Origin of the sequence: Treponema putidum, from assembly GCF_024401155.1 — a bacterium.
Taxonomy (GTDB): domain Bacteria; phylum Spirochaetota; class Spirochaetia; order Treponematales; family Treponemataceae; genus Treponema_B; species Treponema_B putidum.
On sequence record NZ_CP038804.1, the window covers coordinates 1,733,321 to 1,750,285 of the forward strand.

The following is a 16,965-nucleotide window of genomic DNA, read 5'->3' on the forward strand; positions in this document are numbered from 1 at the left end:
CAAAAACAAATGCAGACCGATTTTTCTTCATTATCGCTTTTAGGTTCTACGGAAAAAGATATACTCTTAAAAAGAAGCCAAAAGGATTTTCCTTGGCTTGAGAGTGAGGATTTTTTTGATTTTAATAAGGCCTTGGGAGAGGAAGATTATATTCAAAAATCCCAAGATGATGAGGCCATATCGGGGGGAAATCTTTCGCCGGGGATGATTCTTTCGGCCTATAAACATTCTTTTTTTCCTTGGTTTTCCGAAGAAGACCCTATAATCTGGTTTTCTCCTTGCCTGAGGTTTGTAATCGACAAGGATTCTTTTCATATTCCGTCCCGCTTAAAAAGGGAAATAAAAAAGGCGGATTTTAGGATAAGCCTAGATTCTGCCTTTGATCAGGTTATAGAAAACTGCGCCTTAATCAAAAGAGAGGGGCAAAAAGGAACTTGGATCACTGATGACATGGTTCAAGCCTACAGGATTCTTCATAAAATAGGCTTTGCCCATTCCATCGAAGCATGGAGAGGAAACGAATTGGCGGGAGGCTTTTACGGCCTTTATATAAACGAGGTATTTATAGGCGAATCCATGTTCAGCAAGATAAGCGGGGCATCTAAAACAGCCTTTGCCCTCTTTGCCCAAGACTTCTTTGAAAACAAAAAAGGCATTTTAATAGATGCCCAAATTCCTTCCGAAAACATAAAACGCTTCGGCGGCTTTAAAATACCTAGAAATCGGTACCTCGGGATTTTGAATTCTCTCTAAGGACATGTCAAAGTAAAACAGAATTAAATACTGTAATAAAGCGAAAAAAAGTGCATTATGCTTCCGGCTATAACAAAGAGGTGCCAGATACTATGAGCCCATTTTACTTTCTTCATTGCATAAAAAATACAGCCGGCAGTGTAAATAATTCCGCCTATAAGCAAAAACTTAAAACTTAAAAGCGGCAGCTGTTCTTTTAATGGTTTTGAGGCAAAGATAATGAGCCAGCCCATGGGGATATAGGTAATAACCGATAAAATCCTCACCCTGCTTCCGAATACCGAGTATAAAACTATGCCTAGGACAGCCATTCCCCAGATAATGCCGAAGATAGTCCAGCCCACCGCTCCATGAAGAGCCGAAAGGCAGTAGGCAGTATAGGTTCCGGCTATAAGCACATAGATTGAACAGTGGTCAAAGATGCCGAATACTTTTTTTGCCTTTAAGGGAAGAGCATGGTATAGGGTCGAAAAAATATAGAGGATTATTAAGGAGGCTCCGAAAATGGTAAAGCCCACTACGTAACCGGCCTTTAAATCCGGCGGCGCATAACGGGCAGCCCTTATAATTAAAAGCACAAGGGCGGCAATCGAAAGTCCCGCTCCTATACCGTGAGTTACGGAATTTGCAATTTCTTCACCTATAGAATATCTGCGTTTAATTTCTTCTTTCATATTTGTTTAGACAGCTTAAATGGACTAAAGTTGCAGGTGGAAGACAATAGCTAAAAATATTGTTCAATTAATTTTGAATCTATACAGTCATATAATCCACTGGAAAAAACTTTGTTTATATTCATTTATTGAAATAATGATTAATTATACATAATACCAAAATAATCCAAACATTTTTTCATTAAATCCTGTCCGGTAAGACAAGTATCTCTTAAAAACCCGCGTTCATTTTTCCAATTTTTAATTCCTCTGTAATAGTAAACTTTTAGTTCTTCAGTAATTATGAAAGGGACAATATTGTGTTTAAGACATTCTTTGAACATTATTAATCTTCCAATACGGCCATTACCATCTTGGAATGGATGAATAGCTTCAAATCGGACATGAAAATCTAACACATCATCAAAAGTGATTTCAGATTTTTCATTGTATTCCATTAATAATAATTTCATCTCTGCCGTAACATTCTCAGGTTTTGTGGTTTCATTTCCACCCACTTCGTTTTCCAGCATTTTGTAATCCCCAGCCTTAAACCATGATTTCTGACTATCAGTTGTTCCCGACTTTAAAATATAATGAAGCTGTTTTATGAAGCTTTCCGAAAGTTTCGTATGGGCACCTTCGATTATTAAGTCAATACAATGGAAATGATTTACCGTTTCAATAATATCATCAACTCTAACAACTTCATCTGTAACGCCAAGTGTTTTTGTTTCAAAAATGAAGCGAGTTTGATCATGTGTAAGTTTTGACCCTTCGATATGATTTGAATTATAAGTAAGGTCAATCTGAATTTTGTGATAAATTCCGCCTTTCAAGCCAGCTTCCTTTTCACGTTTAAGAAATGATAAAAGAGTAGACTGTTTTGCAGCATGACGATTTTTTCGATGAGGCTTTTCTGCATCAGAAGGAATATTCCATGTTTTGCCCTCTAGAAGAGCCCCCACAATTCTACCCTGCAAGCAGTAATTTCTTACACTACGTTCACTAATTTGCCAGCGTTTTGCAGTTTCTTTAACAGATATGTATGTTATCTTATTCATAGGTATTCTTATAACATATTATCGGCAATATATAAACTGTTTTTATACTTAAAATCCGGTGGCCTATCTTTTTTTCTTCGTCAACGCACCCCTAAAGGCTATGTCCAAAACTTCTTCAACATGGCTTACGGGATAAAACTTAATGCCCTTCTTAATATATTCGGGGATCTCGTCTAAGTCCCTTGTGTTAGCCTTGGGGATTATAACTTCTTTTATCCCGTTGCGGCGGGCAGCGATTGTTTTTTCTTTTAGGCCGCCTATGGCAAGAACCTGTCCCGTAAGTGAAAGCTCTCCGGTCATAGCAAGTTTCGGTTTTATGATCTTCCCTGAAAATAGAGATAAAAAAGCTGTGGCCATCGTGATACCGGCTGAAGGCCCGTCTTTGGGCGTGGCTCCTTCCGGCAGGTGAAGGTGGATTATGTTTTTTTCAAACCAGTCCGGTTTTTTTATTTTATTTTCTACGGCAAAGATTCGTGTCCATGACAGGGCGATTCCGGCGGATTCTTTCATAACGTTTCCGGCTTGACCTGTGAGTTTAAAGCCGCCTTTTCCCGCCATCGATGCCGCTTCTATCAAAAGAGTATCCCCTCCCATCGATGTCCAAGCAAGGCCTATTGCCGTACCGGGAACATCGGCTTTTTTTATATCATCATCGCGGAAGATAACCTTGCCAAGCATCTTTTCAACATCGGCCTTTGTTACGGTTAATTGTTCATCTTCTTTTCTTTTACCGTTTACAATTTCAGTTGCAACCTTTCGGTGAATCTTATCCAGCTTCTTTTCAAAGTTGCGCACGCCGGCTTCCCTTGCGTAAGAGTTGGCAATATAAAGAAGCATATCCTGACTGTAGACAACTTGATTCTTTTTAAGACCGTGCTTTTCAAGGCTTTTCGGAATAAGGTGTTTTTTTGCTATCTGCACCTTTTCGGAATCTATGTAGCCCGAAAGATTTATTACCTCAGCCCTGTCCAAAAGCGGACGGGGAATAGAATCGAGGGTGTTTGCCGTAAGTATAAAAACTATGTTGGAAAGGTCAAAGGGCAAATCCAAATAGTGGTCTCTAAAGTTTATGTTTTGCTCAGGGTCTAAGACTTCAAGGAGGGCACTTGATGGATCTCCCTGATAGCTTTGTCCCATCTTATCCACCTCGTCTATCATAAAAACGGGGGAATTGGTTTTGACTACCTTTAAGCCCTGTAGGATTTTACCGGGCATGGCCCCTATATAGGTTCTTCGGTGTCCCTTTATTTCGGCCTCGTCCCTCATACCTCCTACTGAAAACCTAAAGAATGGTTTGCGCATGGCTCGGGCTATGGACATTCCTACACTTGTTTTACCTACACCGGGCGGGCCTACCAAAAGAATTATGGAACCCTTAGTGTCTTTTTTTAGCTTGCGCACGGAAAGGTATTCTATTATTCGGGTCTTTACATCTTCAAGTCCGTAGTGATCCTTGTTTAAAATCTTTTGAGCTTTTGCAATATCGTATTCTTCCGGTTCCGAATTTTTCCACGGAAGGGAAAGAATGGTTTCCAAATAATTTCGGGTAACTATGTATTCGGAAGAATAGGGGTCGAGCATCTTAAATTTTTCAAACTCGGAATCTACAGCCTCTTTTACTTCTCCGGAAAATTGAAACTCTTCTATTCTCTTTGCAAAGTTTTCTTCTTCATTGGTCTTAGGATCGGTGGTCAGCCCCAATTCTTCTTTGATGGATTTAAGTTCTTCCCTTAAAAAATAGTCGCGCTGATTTTTTTCTACACGCGTATTAAGGTCTTCCTGTATTTTTCGCTGAACCTGCAAAAGTTCTTGTTCTTTTTTGATGTGAATAAAAACCTCTTCCATTCTCTTTTTTACATTTAAGGTTTCAAGAATCTTTTGCTGATCTTCTTTTTGAATGTTTAAGATACTCGCAATAAAATCTGCAATCTTTCCGGGATGGTCAATGTTGATCATATTGAGCCGCATCTCTTCGGAAAACAGAGGATTGTTTTCAGAAAGCTGCTTCATCTCGCTTATAAGGGCTCTTGTTAGGGCCTCCACCTCATGGTTTTTTTCTTCTTCATCATCCAGATATTGAACGGCTACGACTATCGGGTTTGTATCATTGACCGTTTTGCGTATTTTAAAGCGTTTTTGAGTTGCGATAAAAACATTGAGGCCTCCATCCGGCAGATTTATTTTACGCACTATTTTTGCTGCGCATCCTACTTTGTACAAGTCCTTGGCCTGAGGGTTTTCAATATTGTTTTTAAGAAGGGTAAGCCCTATAAAGCCGTCTCCTGCATAGGCATCTTCAATGGATTTTATGTCTTCAGGGGCATTAATTAAAAGCGGCGTAAAAATGCCGGGAAAAATCGGTCTGCCGCTCAAGGGAATAATATTTAACTTTTGCGGCAGCAAACTTTCTATCGGAATAATTTCTTTTTTATCACTCATTCTATAAATATCACAATAATTTAAAAAAAAGTCAATCGGAAAAAGCATTTATTACGGGCTAACAGTGTTATAAAAGCTGTAATTAATCCTTTACACCTCAAATTTTTAACATATAAATATTTTATTGCAAAATATGAATTCTTCAAAAGATGAGGTATTTGAAATAAAAAGAGCTCTTTTAAGCATCTATATTGAAAATCAAAATCCTTCGGTTCTTGTAAAGGAGAACCTATATCCAAAATAAAGGGTAAAGACATTTCGGCTTTTAGACGGAACAACTTAGGCTTTGTGTTTCAAGACTATAATCTCTTGGGTCAGTTTTCCGTAAAGGATAATATATTACTCCCTCTTGTGCTCTCAAACTATTCTACCGATGAGATAAAAAAATTATCGGATAACATTACAAATATGAAAAGTGATGAGATTTTTATCTTTTGTAATAATAATCAAATTGACTATACAAGGCCATTACAAATAGGGCAAAAAAAATTTAAAGTAAAAAAGTTTGAAAATAAATTCGTATCAGTGATGAGCAATTCTCCTTATATTCCTTATTCCCCGTTTCCTTATATAAACCTGATAGCTAAAAATTCTAAAAGCCTTGAACTTATTAAAAATGAATTAAACTTATTAAAAGAAGAGGCAAAGACTAAGTTTAAAAACAAAGAACTGCTCGCGCTTGAAAAATCATTTTTTTGGAATACCTCCGCCGATAATCTTAAAACTATTCCTCAAAACTATATTCAAGACATAAAAAAATCGGCAAAGGCTTCGGATGCAGGGCTGTTTTATGGCAATAAATTTCAGTCTTATAAAGACAGAAGAGAATTTGACGGCAGCTTTTTATTTTTAGGAACTTTTTTGAGCCTTATGTTTTTAATATGGCTCATTCTGATTATGTACTTCAAACAGATTTCCGAAGGTGTAGAAGACAGACGACGGTATCAAATAATGCTCAAAATAGGAATGGACTGTTCTTTAATCAAAAAAACTTCACAAGCCCAGCTCGTTTGGCTCTTTGTGCTGCCTGTTTTAGTTTCGCTTGTCCACTGTTTTTTTGCTTCTCCCTTATTTAGCCGGCTGCTATTAGTCCTGGGGCTTTTTGACACGTCCGTTTTTTTTGCCGCCTTGCTTTTAACCGGAGGCTTTACCCTGATTTTATATTTGCTTTTTTATAAGATTACTTTGAATAAGTATAATAAAATTATCCGATAGAGAAAAGGCTGTTCCATTTGGGAACAGCCTTTGTTTGATACTATTTCCCGCGATATTTCTTTAAAGCTTTTTTTATATCCTTGATTGCCCAGTCGTAATGACTGGAAGTAGCGGATACACAGTAACTGCCGAGGGTCGTTGTACCGGTCCAGTCAAAATATTTTTTTGAAAAAAGTTCATCATTGGAAAAAGTTTCGATTAGTTTCATAACTTCTTTATGCGTTTTTTTAAGCATTTTTTCGGCATCGGCATAAGGGGTGCCTTGATGCTTTTTCCAAAACTCAACATTCATTTCAGGATAAGTTTTCCAGTTGTAAGGTTCAGGCAAAAAGGCTGCCGGTTTTCCTTTTGTGTTGGACTTTATCCAATTCAATAAAAGACAGTGCCATTCATAAAGATGAACCAACACATCGCGTACATTTTTATCGCGCTCATTAGGATTTATATCGGCAGTTCTTTCTTTTTCGGTCATACCGTCAATTAAGTTCCACAGTTTTTCAAACTGTTCATTTGAAGCAAAAATCAAATCTTCTTTTGTTGTAGGTCTCGGCATAGGTTTCTCCCATAAAAATATGTAAACTCATTATAGCACATCAACCTGTCAGAATGTGTCAGGTTTTAAAAAGAATTTAAACTTTTCTATGCTTTTTCATAATTTCTTCTGCAAGTTTTGCGATTTCGGTTTTTAAGTTTTCCGGTTCAAGGATTTCTACTTCGGTGCCGAGCGACAAGATAAAACCGCAGACCCACGAATCAAAGGGGAGAGCTGCATTCAGGGTATATGAGCCGTCGGAATTTTTTGCGATAAGCTCCTGAGGAAATTCATCGTAGAGTCTGTAGGCGGTTTTAGCAGTGCATTTTAATTTAATGTTTGTAAGGGGAAGCGGTGCCGCTTCTTTATTGTCAGGTATTTTGCCGAGCAATTCTGCACGATTAAATGTTTTTAAAGTCTTTGTAATAGAAAGTATACGGGTTAATCTAAAAAGTCTGTATGCGTTTTTTTCGGTACAATAGCATTCGGCATACCAAGCCTTCGATTTATACAAAAGACATAATGGGTAGACGGTTCGTTCCATTTTTTCTCCGTATGAGCTGAGATATTCCAGCTTGACGGCTCTTCTTTCTAAAATTGCATCTTTAAGCGTTTTAAAAAGTTGATGATCGTTTTTGTTGTCCCAGCGGGAATAATCAATCCTGATCCAATCGGCATTTTTTTGAAAGATTGCAGATAAGCGGTTTAAGATAGATTCGGTGTGTATCTCATCGATTGGTGAAAGGCATTGCAAAGCAAGCAGTATTCTCTCCTGTTCTTCTTTTGTTAGAATCGATTTATTGATTGTGTAGCTTTCATCGATAAAAATTCCTCCGCCTGTTCCCTGTACAGTGTACACGGGAATTCCTGCACTGCTTAAAATATCTATGTCGCGGTAAATAGTGCGCACCGATACGCCGAATTTTTTTGCAAGTTCTTGTGCAGTTGTCTGCTTCCGATTGAGAAGGATAAATACGATTTCAAAAAGTCTTTCCGAGCGCATAGTTAAATACTATCATACAATTTTAGCTTTGGAATAACTGTCTGAATAAGCTTAAAATGTCTGTCGTTGGCCCATATTTGTATCTACTAAAATCATGCAAGACTTTTTTCCCTCAGTTCAGTAACGGCATTACAATCTAAATGAATTTTTCCTGCTAAGTCAAAAAAGGCTTGCTTGCTTTTGATTTCTGTATGCTTAGTTAAAACACTATTTTGCTCCGATTGGAGAAACTTAATAAATACAGAAACAGACATCAAAAGTTGTTCCGGTAGAGTTCGTATTTGCTCAATTAATATATCATAAGACATAATTAACCCTCATAAAGACTTTTTGCAGGAAACCTAAGTTTCCGAAAAAAGTTTTTTCAAGCGGTTTATTTACAAACCGCATACAATATCGATAAACAGTGAGGCTGAATTTCTGCCGAACTGTTTATCATATCTCCTTGCTTTAATCATATCACAAAAAACACTAGGTTTCAAGTTAACCTGTACAAAAGATCGAAACGGGCGAATGAAAAAAATATGGTTTGATTAAGTGAACAGGCTTGTATACCGAGTGAGCAAAAATACTTTGGAAATTCTTTCCTGCGCGGACATTACGAGGATTAATCGAAATGCGGTTACGTATAGTATGGATAATCATTTAATTTTATTGAACATTCTTTTTCCAGTTTTCCAATTTCAATAATGGAATATTCTCAAAATGCTTTGTGTTATTTGTTACTAAAGTCAAATCGTTGTAAATTGCTGTTGCTGCAATAAATAAATCCATATCTTCTATTCTTATTGCCTTTGCATACAGCTTTGCCTTTATGTCGGCAAATACTTCCATGACATCAGCATTTAATTCTTCGATGGGATAAATTTCGCGAATATGATTTACCTTTATCATATTCTTTTGTTCATTCTGAGACCGCTTTGCACCAAAGACAAGTTCTGCATAAGTAATCATCGAAATAGAAATAGGAATATGCTTGTTTTCTTCAAATTTTGCCAGTACGGTCTTGTCGCCTCGGAGTGCAAAAATTATTATATCAGTATCAATCAAATATGCCATCTAAAACCTCAAATCTTGTTGAATTGATACGGGAATCTCTTATATCATCGATAATTTCTTCTGTGTTTCGCAAATCTTCCCATGAGCCTGCAAGTTTTAAAAATTCCTCTGTAGCATTTTTTGTTTTTACGGGAGCAGAAGTAAAATAATCTTGTAAAATTGTAATAACTTGCTGACTGATTGAGCGGTTATCTCGTTTTGCTGCGAATTTTAATCTATCATATAAACGATCATCCATATCACGGACTTGTAAAATTGCCATACTACGCCTCCAAGTATATTATATAAGATATTGTATGAAAAATCAAGCAAAATTCATTATATAAACAAATTCGAGAAGATTGGTAATCATTTAATTTTATTGAAGATTCTTTTATCATTTTTCACCATAATGGGTTCTACACTGAATTATTTGTATCACATTATCGACTATTCTATAAACCAATCTATTTTTTTTATCGATCCTGCGGCTCCAGAATCCTGACAGATTTTCCTTTAATGGCTCAGGACTGCCTAAGCCATTATGACCATTTCTTTCTATATCTTTAATCAACATATTGATTCTTTTTAATGTTTTTTTATCTTCTGTTTGCCAATAGACATAATCCATCCACGCATCTTCATCCCATGCTTTAATCATTTGCCTATTCCAATATATCATGCACTATATATTTCCCTTCATTCATTCTTTTAGCAGCAGCATGTAGTTTTTTTTGATTATATTTATTATAAAAGCCTCTTTCATCACTTATAATTTTAAATGGTATACCGCCGATTCTTAATGATTGACGAATGAAAATATTAAATGCAGTTGTCATATTCATTCCTAAACTGTCAAAAAGCTGTTCAGCCTCTTGTTTTACTTCGGAATCCATTCTTATATTGACATTTATTTGAGCCATAAAACCTCCTAATTTATACCTATATTTTATATATAATTATATATAATGTCAATAATTATATATAAAATATAGTAATTTTTGAAATAGGCTATCTTTACTATCTTTTCAATAATGTAAGCCGTATTTAGATTGTTAAAACTATCAATAAAATAAAAAACCCGGCAGGCAAAAGGAGGAGAAAAACCTGCCGGGAAACTGCAAAGGAGGTATATTGAATTGTTTGTTGTCGTTCAACATACACTAAACAAAACTATTTAGGGGCTTTTAGTTACACTAAAATGTAAAAATTTAAGAAAAATCTTTAAATTTCTTAAAAAAACAGTTTTTTACCGGATTTTTTTAAAGGTTCAGCCCAAAAATACCGATAAGAAAATGTGAAATACCGTATTTTTAAGAAGAATATTTTAAAAAAACTTATTATTTTTGTGTTTGTATCGTCTCTTTCTCTTTTGTTTGCCCAAAATAATGAAAAGCATCCGGAAATGTTTTTTAAGTTTAAGTTTATCGATGGGGATGCCTATAAAGTTCACTCAGTTGTAGATGAAAAAGTCTATGTAAACGGAAGATTCCATCATCAAGCACAAATTATCAATAGAATTGAGGTAGAAGTTTCCGAAATACAGGACAAAACGGCTGACAGTCCTGCTTCGGCCGTCTTTTCATGCATGTTTATGACCAGTGAACAAAATTCCAACAAAACCTTTGACTGGTCGAGAAATTACCCAAGCGTTTTTAGGCGGGATGAAGCAGGTTTTTACACTATCGGTGATGAATATTTTATGCCTGTAGTACGGAATGTGCCGACTTTTCCCAATTATCCCGTTAAGCCCGGCGATACTTGGACAGGAGAGGGCTTTGAAGCCCATGATTTTCGGGATGCTTTCGGGATTGAAAAGCCATTTACATTTCCGTTTAAGGTTGAGTATCAATACATAGGCCTTGCAGAAATTGACGGGCAAACCTACCATCATATAACAGCCGCTTATGACTTAAACCACGTTGTTCCTCAAGAAGTTCTTAAAAACTATAATGGAAAAATAGATGTGCCTATCAAAATTTTAGGAAAATCCCGTCAAAACCTATATTGGGATGAAGAAAGAGGTAATCTCTTTTGCTATAATGAAGAATTTAGCATTAAAATGCTCCTTTACTCAGGTTACACCTATGATTTTATAGGAAGTGCAAGGGCTGAAGTTATCGAAATAAAAAAGATTGATACCGTCACAGAGGAAAAAATAAAAAAGAGTGTTGAAGACCTAAATCTTGAAAATACCTCTATTGAAAAAACCGATGAGGGTTTAACAATAAGTATTGAAAATATTCAATTTTTGCCCAATTCTGCAATTTTAAGAGAAAGTGAAAAAGAAAAGCTAAAACAAATAGGCGAAATTCTTTCAAAATTTCCCGATAGGGAATTTTTGATTTCAGGGCATACGGCCTTAGCCGGTACAGAAGAAGAAAGACAAACTCTTTCTGAGGAAAGGGCTGCCGCCGTAGCTAATTATCTTATAGAGCTGGGAGTCCAAGACAGGGAACACGTGTATACCCGCGGTTTCGGTGCCCGCCGCCCTGTTGCAGCCAACAACTCGCCTGAAAACATGGCGAAAAATAGGCGCGTCGAAATAACTATCTTGGATAAGTAAAATCTCTAAATTGAAACAAATCCGTCAAGAGATAAGCGGGTTCTTAGGCGATTGCAAGCCGGCGCCGCAATCTAAAGCCCCTAAGCGGTTCTTTTGAAAGAAGAGAGGGAAGGAGAAGAAAACTTTTATCAGAAAAAGTCTTCCTCTCCCCCTAATTTTTAGAAGGGCCTATCAGCCAAATACTTGTATTCCTGCCACTGCCTCTTAGCCTTAGCAACAGCCTTATCCAAGAGCATTTGAGCTCTTGCAGGATCGGCATTCTTTAAGGTCTTAAAGCGGACTTCTTTGTACATAAAGTCGGCAAGATTAAAGTCGGGTTCCTTGCTGTCAAGCTGAAATGGGTTTTTGCCCTGCTCGACAAGTCTCGGATCGTATCTGTACAAGGGCCATAAACCGCAAGAAACGGCTTCTTTTTGGTTTGTCATACCCTTTGTCATGTTGATACCGTGGTTGATACAATGACTGTAAGCGATGATAATCGAAGGTCCGTCATAGCTTTCGGCTTCTCGGAAGGCTTTGATTACCTGACTCATGTTGGCACCCATAGAAATATGTGCGACATAGACATAGCCGTAGCTCATGGCCATCATACCCAAGTCTTTTTTGCTTACTTCCTTACCTGAAGCGGCAAATTTTGCAACTGCACCGATAGGTGTAGCTTTTGACATCTGTCCGCCGGTATTCGAGTAAACTTCAGTATCCATTACAAGAACATTGATGTTTTTACCTGAAGCAAGGACGTGGTCCAAACCGCCGTATCCGATATCGTATGCCCATCCGTCTCCTCCGAGGATCCAAACGGAGCGTTTGATAAAGTGGTCGGTTAAAGAATCCAACTCTTTAGCCAATTCATCCTTTGAACCTGCTAATTCTTTTTTAAGCTCTGCAACAAAGGCTCTCTGATCTTCAATAGCTGCATCATCTTCTTGAGCGTTATTGAGAATCTTGTCGATTACGCCTGCTGCAATACCTTTTGCTTTTGCCTTAGCGGCAACTTCGCGGGCATAAACTGCAAGCTTATCGCTTGTCAATCTCATACCGTAACCGAATTCTGCTGCATCCTCAAACAAGGAGTTAGACCAAGCCGGGCCTCTTCCGTCACATCGTTTTGCATAGGGTGTTGTGGGCAGGTTTCCTCCATAGATTGAAGAACAGCCTGTTGCGTTTGCAATAACGGCTCTGTCTCCGAAAAGCTGTGAAAGGAGCTTTACATAAGGCGTTTCACCGCAGCCTGCACATGCACCTGAGAACTCGAAAAGGGGTCTCTTCATACCGATGCCCTTGGGAACGCTCAAATTAAGCTTCTTTACATCAGGGTCAGGAATATCGTTAAAGAAGAAGTTCCAGTTTGCAACTTCCTGCTTTCTGTGTTCAACAAAGTTTTCCATATTGATGGCTTTAATTTCGGGATTTTCCTTGGACTTTGCAGGACACTGCTGAACGCAAAGACCGCAGCCTGTACAATCTTCCGATGAAACTTGAATTGTAAATTTGGCTCCTTCAAATTCCTTACCCTTATAATCGCAGGATTTAAAGCCCTGGGGTGCCTTTGCCAAAAGTGAGCTGTCATAAGCCTTCATTCGGATACAGGCATGGGGACAAACCATGACACACTGACCGCACTGAATACAGATGTCGCTCTTCCAGATCGGAATATGTTCTGCAATAGCTCTCTTTTCGTATTGAGTGGTAGCGGTCGGGAAAGTGCCGTCTTCGGGCATTTCGCTTACCTTTATATCATCACCTTTTTGGATGGCAACCTTGCCCAAAACATTCTTTACGAATTCGGGTGCATCGCCTGCGATTGCAGGGTGCATCTTGAGTTTGCTTGTTGCTGTCTTGGGATAGTCAACCTTTTCAACTCCCTCAAGAGCCATATCTATTGTCGTAATATTCTTTTGAACGATTTCAGGGCCTTTTTTTCCGTAGGACTTTTCAATGAATTTTTTGATGAGGTCTACAGCTTCGGCTTCAGGCAAGATTCCGAAGATTTTAAAAAAGGCAGTCTGCATAACAACGTTAATTCTGTTACCCATTCCGGCTTTTTCTGCAATCTTGATAGCATCGATTACATAGAATTTAGCTTCTTTTTCGATAATCTGCTTTTGGACCTCGACCGGAATATTGTCCCAGATTTCGTTCTTTCCGTAAGGAGCGTTCAAAAGGAATGTCCCGCCTTTTTTAAGGCTGTGGAGCATATCATAGGTTTCAAGATAGCTGAACTTATGGCATGCAACGAAGTCCGCATTTGTTATTAAATAAGGTTTTCGGATTGCGTGTTTTCCGAAGCGGAGGTGAGAAATCGTAAAACCGCCGGATTTTTTACTGTCATAGGCAAAGTAGGCTTGTGCCTTATTGTCCGTGGCTTCACCGATAATCTTAATAGAGTTCTTATTAGCACCTACAGTACCGTCAGAACCCAAACCGAAGAACATAGCCTGATGCATATCCTTATCTTCAAGTTTAAAGCTGGGGTCATACTTGATGCTGGTGTGTGTAACATCATCTTCGATACCTACAGAGAAGTTGGCTTTCTTTTCGCCTTCAAGGTTATCGAATACTCCCTTAACCATTGCCGGTGTAAATTCTTTTGAACCGAGACCGTAGCGTCCTCCGATGATGACCGGATAATGAGTAAAGGGGCATTTTTTTGCAGCCTGCATTTCGCCGATAGCTGTTCTTACATCTTCGTAGAGGGGTTCGCCTAAGGAGCCGGCTTCCTTACATCTGTCGAGAACTGCAATTCCTTTTACGGTGGCGGGAATGGCTTTTACAAAATGCTCGGCACTGAATGGCCTATAAAGCCTTACTTTAAGAACGCCGTATTTTCCGCCCTTGGAGTTAAGCTCGTCTACCGTTTCTTCGACGGTATCCGCACCTGAGCCCATGAGAATTATGATTTGCTCGGCATCAGCTGCACCGTGATAGTCAAATAAGTGATATTGTCTTCCTGTAAGTTTTGCATACTTATCCATTTGTTTTTGAACAATTTCGGGAGTAGCAAGGTAGTATTTATTTACGGCTTCTCGTCCTTGGAAGTAAATATCGGGGTTTTGAGCTGTTCCGCGGAGTTCGGGATTTTCAGGGGTCAAACCGCGTTTTCGATGAGCTCGAACAAGCTCGTCGCTTACCATTTGGCGCATAATGTCGTAAGAAACTTCTTCAATTTTTTGGATTTCGTGAGAAGTTCTAAATCCGTCAAAGAAGTGGAGGAAGGGAACTCTTGCTTCCAATGTGGCCGCATGAGAAATAATGGCAAGATCCATAACTTCTTGAACCGAGTTGGATGCCAACATAGCCCAACCTGTTTGGCGGCAAGCCATTACGTCTTGGTGATCACCAAAGATTGAAAGAGCACTGCAAGCTACGGCACGGGCAGCAATGTGGAATACAGTGCTGGTCAACTCGCCGGCTATTTTGTACATATTCGGAATCATTAATAGCAAGCCCTGAGATGCGGTAAATGTTGCAGAGAGAGCTCCTGTTGTCAAGGCTCCGTGTACGGCACCTGCAGCACCTCCTTCGGATTGAAGTTCAACAACATCGGGAACAGTGCCCCAAATATTTTCTCTTCCGCGGGCCGAATATTCATCAGCGACCTCACCCATCGGACTTGACGGTGTGATCGGGTAAATGGCAATTACCTCGCTTAAAGCGTGGGCAACATGACCGGCAGCAGTATTACCGTCGATCATTACAAGTTTTTTTTCTTGGCTCATAAAAACCGTCCTTATAAAAGTATTAGGGATTATTTAAATCGGTTATATTTTTAAAGAAGTGTGTAAAAATGCATACTACAGCTATAACGGAAATAAATAAACCTAGTAGAGAATATCATAAAACCAATATTTTTTCAAGGTATAAAATCAATATTTAGCCTATCACCGTTACATAAAGAAAAACGTTATTTGGCGGTTCAATAGGCAGTCGATTGCAGCTGCAATAGATTGCCTATTCCAGCTGCAGTCGATTTTCTAAATCGTTTAAAAAACTTGTAATTTTTCTTGTACTGGTGTATAATTTTACTATCAAATTATTAGGAGTATGCTTATGAAGAACAGCAAATTTTTTAAAGCCGTCGGCTTTGTTGTAATCGTTCTCATCCTGAGTGCCGCCTTTACAGGATGTGAAACCGAATCCCATGATGTAAGCGGTCAGTATGCGGGAATTGAGGCAAAGGCGCCTGCAAACCGGGTCGATATTCTTCTTTTTAACGACTTTCACGGAAATGTTGCAGAAGATACCCGTCCCGGAAAGGGAAAGAATGCCGGTATGGCTAAGATGATAGGCTATGTCCGCACTGCCGGAATGGAAAATCCTAATACCATTGTGGTTGCAGGAGGCGATAACTATCAGGGAACTGCCATATCCAATCTTACCTATGGAGCTCCCGTTTCGGCTATGATGAGGGCTATGGATGTAAAAGTCTGTGCCGTAGGTAACCATGAATTTGACTGGGGTTCAAACCGCATGACAAAGTGGCAAAAGGACGGAAACTTTACCTTCTTGGCTGCAAACATTGTTGAAAAGAATACGGGAAAGCCTGTGTCCTGGGCAAAGCCTTATTCTATCATCAAAAAAGGAAACTACAAGATTGCCTTTATCGGCTTGGCTCACCCAGATACGGCTGTATTGACAAGCGCTGAACATGTAAGCGGTTTGGAATTTACCGATCCGGTAAAAACAGGCCAAGAATGGGTAGACTATCTATTAGCCGGAAAGGCTAAAGAAGGCAAGCCCGATGCAATTATCGCCTTAACCCACATCGATTCATTCCAAGAAGATGGAAAAATCAGCGGAAATGCAGTTAAACTTACCGAAATTAAGGGCTTGGATGCTGTTCTTTCGGCTCACAGCCATCGAACAGTTTCAGGAAATGTAAACGGTATTCCCATACTTCAAGCCTATTGTTACGGCAGGGCTGTAGGTAAACTCAGCATCACCTTCGGAAGCGAGAACAAGATTGCAAAGATTGAATCGGCAGTTGATGAAATCTACAAACACAAAGATTCTCTTATCGAGGATGAAAAAGGCAAGGCTCTCTTTGCAAAATATGACACGGAGCTGAAACCTATTATGAGTGAAGTAATCGGTGTTGCCGAGGGCGAGTTTACCCATGAAAGAAGTGAAAAGGGAAGCAATACCCTTTTGGGTGCATGGGCAGCTGAAGTTCAACGCCAATTGGGAAAGGCCGATATAGCCATCCAAAACGGAGGAGGCTTACGCCGAACCCTTGCAGCAGGCAATATCACCGTAGGCGACCTTTATGAGATCATGCCCTTTGATAATTATCTCGTTGTTTTCGATCTTCCCGGTTCTGAGATTAAAAAGGCAATTGATCACGGTATAATGAATCCTAATATTACCGACGGTCAGTTTGCAGGTTTAAGGGTAGAATATGACGGCAGAAAGCCTTTTGAAAACAGAATTACAAAGATTACGCTTATGGACGGAACACCCCTTGATATGAATAAAAAATATAGGGTTGTTGTAAACAGCTTTATGTTTACGGGAGGAGATTCCTACGATTTTAGCAAGGCAGCAAATTCTGCCGAAAGCGTATCCATAAGAGATGCTCTCATTGATGCCATTAAAAAGGCTAAAACAATTAAACCCATACCTGTCGATTATATTAAAGATATAAGCAAATAACAGGATTGGATTATAAAAGCGGTGTAGAAAAACTTTCTCGCCGCTTTTTT

At 38.9% G+C, this 16,965-nt stretch carries 15 protein-coding genes and 1 pseudogene; 5 read left to right on the forward strand and 11 right to left on the reverse strand.

Annotated features, from left to right (window positions below; all coding sequences use genetic code 11):
* Nucleotides 1–9: 9 nt before the first annotated feature.
* The gene (gene aat, locus E4N74_RS08050; protein ID WP_044977521.1) at nt 10–753 is read left to right on the forward strand and encodes a leucyl/phenylalanyl-tRNA--protein transferase; all 744 of its coding nucleotides are present in this window, start codon (nt 10–12) and stop codon (nt 751–753) included.
* A 23-nt stretch (nt 754–776) separates the two neighbouring features.
* On the opposite strand, the gene trhA is transcribed toward aat, so the two are convergent.
* From trhA to lon, 3 genes are all read right to left on the reverse strand, one after another.
* Entirely contained in the window at nt 777–1,427 is a 651-nt protein-coding gene (gene trhA, locus E4N74_RS08055; RefSeq protein WP_044977522.1) for a PAQR family membrane homeostasis protein TrhA, read from the reverse strand.
* A 140-nt stretch (nt 1,428–1,567) separates the two neighbouring features.
* A complete protein-coding gene (locus tag E4N74_RS08060) occupies nt 1,568–2,470 on the reverse strand; it encodes a Fic family protein (RefSeq protein WP_201771187.1) in 903 nt (300 codons plus the stop codon).
* A 63-nt stretch (nt 2,471–2,533) separates the two neighbouring features.
* The gene (gene lon / locus E4N74_RS08065; RefSeq protein ID WP_420832858.1) at nt 2,534–4,957 is read right to left on the reverse strand and encodes an endopeptidase La; all 2,424 of its coding nucleotides are present in this window, start codon (nt 4,955–4,957) and stop codon (nt 2,534–2,536) included.
* A 171-nt stretch (nt 4,958–5,128) separates the two neighbouring features.
* On the opposite strand from lon, the pseudogene E4N74_RS12830 reads away from it, so the two are divergent.
* Both E4N74_RS12830 and E4N74_RS08070 read left to right on the forward strand, forming a co-directional pair.
* A pseudogene (locus E4N74_RS12830) lies at nt 5,129–5,296 on the forward strand (ABC transporter ATP-binding protein); the annotation flags it as partial.
* Nucleotides 5,297–5,317: 21 nt separating this feature from the next.
* Nucleotides 5,318–6,124: a hypothetical protein gene (locus E4N74_RS08070; RefSeq protein WP_245608945.1), complete on the forward strand. Its 807-nt coding sequence runs from the start codon at nt 5,318–5,320 to the stop codon at nt 6,122–6,124.
* Between the two features lie 40 nt (nt 6,125–6,164).
* Here the strand turns inward: E4N74_RS08070 and E4N74_RS08075 are convergent, their stop codons facing one another.
* The 7 genes from E4N74_RS08075 to E4N74_RS08105 form a co-directional block, all read right to left on the reverse strand.
* The gene (locus E4N74_RS08075; protein WP_255804906.1) at nt 6,165–6,677 is read right to left on the reverse strand and encodes a ClbS/DfsB family four-helix bundle protein; all 513 of its coding nucleotides are present in this window, start codon (nt 6,675–6,677) and stop codon (nt 6,165–6,167) included.
* 76 nt (nt 6,678–6,753) lie between these two features.
* Nucleotides 6,754–7,659, reverse strand: a complete 906-nt coding sequence (locus E4N74_RS08080) for a helix-turn-helix transcriptional regulator (protein ID WP_255804907.1) — start codon at nt 7,657–7,659, stop codon at nt 6,754–6,756.
* A 92-nt stretch (nt 7,660–7,751) separates the two neighbouring features.
* A complete protein-coding gene (locus tag E4N74_RS08085) occupies nt 7,752–7,967 on the reverse strand; it encodes a hypothetical protein (protein ID WP_044977525.1) in 216 nt (71 codons plus the stop codon).
* Between the two features lie 343 nt (nt 7,968–8,310).
* Entirely contained in the window at nt 8,311–8,718 is a 408-nt protein-coding gene (locus E4N74_RS08090; protein WP_002686861.1) for a type II toxin-antitoxin system VapC family toxin, read from the reverse strand.
* Entirely contained in the window at nt 8,702–8,980 is a 279-nt protein-coding gene (locus E4N74_RS08095) for a FitA-like ribbon-helix-helix domain-containing protein (RefSeq protein WP_044977527.1), read from the reverse strand. The genes E4N74_RS08090 and E4N74_RS08095 overlap by 17 nt, the downstream gene beginning before the upstream one ends.
* A gap of 114 nt (nt 8,981–9,094) precedes the next feature.
* Complete coding sequence (locus E4N74_RS08100) at nt 9,095–9,358, reverse strand: Txe/YoeB family addiction module toxin (protein ID WP_255804911.1); 264 nt, start codon at nt 9,356–9,358, stop codon at nt 9,095–9,097.
* A gap of 4 nt (nt 9,359–9,362) precedes the next feature.
* Complete coding sequence (locus tag E4N74_RS08105; RefSeq protein WP_255804913.1) at nt 9,363–9,620, reverse strand: type II toxin-antitoxin system RelB/DinJ family antitoxin; 258 nt, start codon at nt 9,618–9,620, stop codon at nt 9,363–9,365.
* Nucleotides 9,621–9,994: 374 nt separating this feature from the next.
* Here E4N74_RS08105 and E4N74_RS08110 point away from each other — a divergent pair, with 374 nt between their 5' ends.
* Nucleotides 9,995–11,263 (forward strand): OmpA family protein, encoded by a 1,269-nt coding sequence (locus tag E4N74_RS08110; protein ID WP_255804915.1) that lies wholly within the window; start codon nt 9,995–9,997, stop codon nt 11,261–11,263.
* A gap of 158 nt (nt 11,264–11,421) precedes the next feature.
* Here E4N74_RS08110 and nifJ read toward each other — a convergent pair whose 3' ends face one another.
* Nucleotides 11,422–14,982: a pyruvate:ferredoxin (flavodoxin) oxidoreductase gene (gene nifJ / locus E4N74_RS08115; protein ID WP_255817199.1), complete on the reverse strand. Its 3,561-nt coding sequence runs from the start codon at nt 14,980–14,982 to the stop codon at nt 11,422–11,424.
* Between the two features lie 331 nt (nt 14,983–15,313).
* On the opposite strand from nifJ, the gene E4N74_RS08120 reads away from it, so the two are divergent.
* Nucleotides 15,314–16,915, forward strand: a complete 1,602-nt coding sequence (locus tag E4N74_RS08120) for a 5'-nucleotidase C-terminal domain-containing protein (protein ID WP_255817200.1) — start codon at nt 15,314–15,316, stop codon at nt 16,913–16,915.
* Nucleotides 16,916–16,965: the final 50 nt, after the last annotated feature.